At 67.3% G+C, this 3,108-nt stretch carries 3 protein-coding genes and 1 pseudogene; 1 reads left to right on the top strand and 3 read right to left on the bottom strand.

The annotated features are described in order from the left end of the window. Positions 1–129 precede the first annotated feature (129 nt). The 3 genes from ACNPM4_RS14330 to ACNPM4_RS14320 all read right to left on the bottom strand — a co-directional run bounded on the left by ACNPM4_RS14330 (position 130) and on the right by ACNPM4_RS14320 (position 2,748). Entirely contained in the window at positions 130–627 is a 498-nt protein-coding gene (locus tag ACNPM4_RS14330; protein ID WP_029262732.1) for an HNH endonuclease, read from the bottom strand. Between the two features lie 309 nt (positions 628–936). Continuing rightward, positions 937–1,686: a M23 family metallopeptidase gene (locus ACNPM4_RS14325; RefSeq protein WP_448986095.1), complete on the bottom strand. Its 750-nt coding sequence runs from the start codon at positions 1,684–1,686 to the stop codon at positions 937–939. A gap of 360 nt (positions 1,687–2,046) precedes the next feature. Continuing rightward, positions 2,047–2,748, bottom strand: coding sequence for an iron-dependent transcriptional repressor DtxR (locus tag ACNPM4_RS14320; protein ID WP_029262734.1), 702 nt, complete (start codon positions 2,746–2,748; stop codon positions 2,047–2,049). A 101-nt stretch (positions 2,749–2,849) separates the two neighbouring features. Here ACNPM4_RS14320 and ACNPM4_RS14315 point away from each other — a divergent pair. Further along, a pseudogene (locus ACNPM4_RS14315) lies at positions 2,850–3,108 on the top strand (phosphoserine transaminase); the annotation flags it as partial.

Raw genomic sequence — 3,108 nt, 5'->3', positions numbered from 1 at the left:
CTCTTCGACGTCTCAGGCCCTTCGTCAGCGGGCCCCGCCGGCCAGGAGGCTCCACGCCCCGACCCCTGCTCCCGACGTTCCGTGACTCACCATCCCGCGGCGCGTGGAGGGCTCGAGGGCACGCGGCCGTCACGCCGCCAACGCCAGGTACGGCTCCCACCGCGGGTCGCTGCGCTCGGTTCCGCGCACCGTCCAGGCGGTACCGTGCGGAGGACGAGGGGTGAAGCGCAGTTGCCAGCGCATCTCCTGCGGTGTGCGATCGCTCTTGACGTTGTTACAGCGGAGGCAGCAAGCCACCAGGTTCTCCCAGGAGTCCGCTCCCCCGCGTGAACGCGGCAGCACGTGGTCGATGGTCGAAGCCGCTTTCCCGCAGTAGCCGCATCGATGATTGTCACGACGCAGCACACCGCGGCGAGTGACCGGCACGCGTCTGCTCGTCGGCACCCGGACGTACCGAGCGAGGATGATGACCGCCGGACGTTCATACACGCCGTGGGTGCCCCAGACGGGGTCGTCTTCCACGCGTTCGATCACGGTCGCCTTGTCATTCATCACGAGCACCAGGGCTCGCTTGAACGACACGATCGCGAGCGGCTCGTATCCGGCATTCAGGACCAGTGTGCGCATTCGTCATCCTCTCGATCCGCCGGGACGGCTTCCCGGCACTCTCGACTCACACGAGGTCGCGCAGGTGGCAGAGCGATCGTGGGGACGAAAAAAGGCGCCGTCTAAAGACAGCGCCTTTCGCGCACGGCGACTCCGTGGCTTTCCCGCGGGCTATGCAGAAGGACGTGACGACCGAGGGCATCCATGGTTCGGATGGTCGGTATTCGCTCCATCAGCCTCTCCCACCTGTACGACAACGGGATCAGGCTAACCCATCCGGCTGGATGCGGGGCGAAACGGCGGGTGAATGGAGCGAGGCGTGTCCGGGAATCAGCCGGCGTTGACCGAGAGCCACGACATGGGCTCGACGAGTCCGCCGTTGATCCAGACCTCGAAGTGCAGATGGTTGGCGGTCGAGCGTCCGGTGCTGCCGACATAGCCGATCAACTGTCCGGCCGCTACCGACTGTCCGACCTGCACTTGGCGCGAACCGTAGATCATGTGACCGTAGGTCGTCTGCACTCGCTGACCGCCCACGACGCTGTCGAGCATGACGGCGACGCCGTAGCCGCCGATGCTCTCGGCGGAAGCGCGGACGACTCCGGCAGCGGCGGCATAGATCGGGGTGCCCGCGGGAGCGAGCATGTCGGCACCGTTGTGGCCGCCGCCGATCGTGCGGCTGACGTTCCAGGAGCCCATCGGGAGCGGGTAGCGGACTTCACCCGAGCCCGGGGAGGTCAGCGCGTAGCCGGCCGTGTTGTATTGGGCAGACGAGGACGCCGTCGATGCCTTTGCGGCAGCGGCGGCGCGAGCCGCAGCGGCCTCTTCTGCCTTCTTCTTCGCGATCTCCTCGGGAGTCGTCGCACTGAAGGAGCCTCGGCTCAAGGGAGCAGCTGTGGCCTGCGAGGCCACCACCAGGGACTGCGCGTCGACCGCGGCCAGCTGCTGCAGGGTCGTCGGAGCGGCTTCGCTCGGCTTCGACTGCGCGAAGGCAGGAAGAGCGATGCCGGCGACGAGCGCACCGACGGCCCCGAAGATGGCGATGGATCGGATTGGCTTGACGGCCTTGCGAGCGGTCACCCGCGCACCTGCGCGTCGTGCGCTCACTCGGTCTCCAGATGTCTTCTTCGCGGGCTGTTCGATATCTGCGGCCAAAACGTGGTCCTCCTGGGCCCTAGCGCTTTCGGGTAGCGCTGGCTCGTCGGCACTCTGCTTTCGTGGCACGAACGTATCTCGGGTACTTTGTGCGTTCCTGCCGTGAAGACGACGAGCCTGAAAGGCGTATCTTCGCGGTCCATCTCCAGCGGGCTTCTTCGCTGGCGACTCGACCGAGGTTACCGGAAGATAACGATCATGTCACCCCGGGAACCTGACAATCGTCGCAGAGGCCACATCAGGAGCGCTCCACATGCCGCTGCGAGGGGCGGAATCCGCGCCGGATCAGGCGGGTTCGCCCACGAGGAAGATGTGCGATGCGAGCTCCACGGGGAGTTCGAGACCGTCTTCCTTGCCGTCCATCTGGATGAGGACGTACCCCTCACTGAAGCGGAAGTCGCCGTGCGCACCCGGAACCACACCGGCATCGCGCAGCTGCTCCAGCAGCTCCGGGTCGACCTGCGCGGGCTCGGCGAGGCGACGAACGGTCCCCTCGACGGGCTCACCCGCTGCGTTGAGTCGTTGGACGAGGCCGATGACACCCTCGTCGAAGGTGCGAGCCGGCAGGTCGCCGAGCTGGTCGAGGCCGGGGATCGGGTTGCCGTAGGGCGATTCGGTCGGGTGCCCGAGCAGCTCCACCAGGCGGCGCTCGACCTGCTCGCTCATCACGTGCTCCCACCGGCAGGCCTCTTCGTGCACGTATGCCCAGTCGAGTCCGATGACATCCGACAGCAGACGCTCGGCGAGACGGTGCTTGCGCATCACGTCGACGGCTTTGCGGCGGCCGGCGTCGGTGAGCTCGAGCGTGCGGTCCTCCGAGACGATGACGAGGCCATCGCGCTCCATGCGCCCCACGGTCTGCGAGACCGTCGGGCCGGAGTGACCGAGGCGCTCGGAGATGCGCGCGCGCAGCGGCACGATGTTCTCCTCCTCGAGTTCGAGGATGGTGCGGAGATACATCTCCGTGGTGTCGATCAGATCGGTCATGTGCAGGCCCTCCGGGGTTCTTAGGCAAGCCTACATTCCCGGACCGACATCGGATCCGTCGCCGGTCCGGCGACCCGCCGGGTGCCCTCTAGAATCGACCCATGGCGATCGAGATTCCCGGTGACCTCCTGCCCGCTGACGGCCGCTTCGGCTGCGGCCCCTCGAAGGTGCGCCCCGCGCAGCTCGAGGCGCTGGTCGCATCGGGAGCGTCGATCCTCGGCACCTCGCACCGCCAGGCGCCCGTGAAGAACCTCGTCGGCAGCGTGCGCGAGCAGCTTGCCGCCCTGTTCCGCATCCCCGAGGGATACGAGATCCTGGTGGGCAACGGCGGCTCGACCGCCTTCTGGGACGCCGCGGCCG

It is taken from the genome of Microbacterium umsixpiens, from assembly GCF_053543675.1.
Note: the sequence above shows the minus strand (reverse complement) of the source record. Positions and strands in the feature narration are given on the sequence as shown.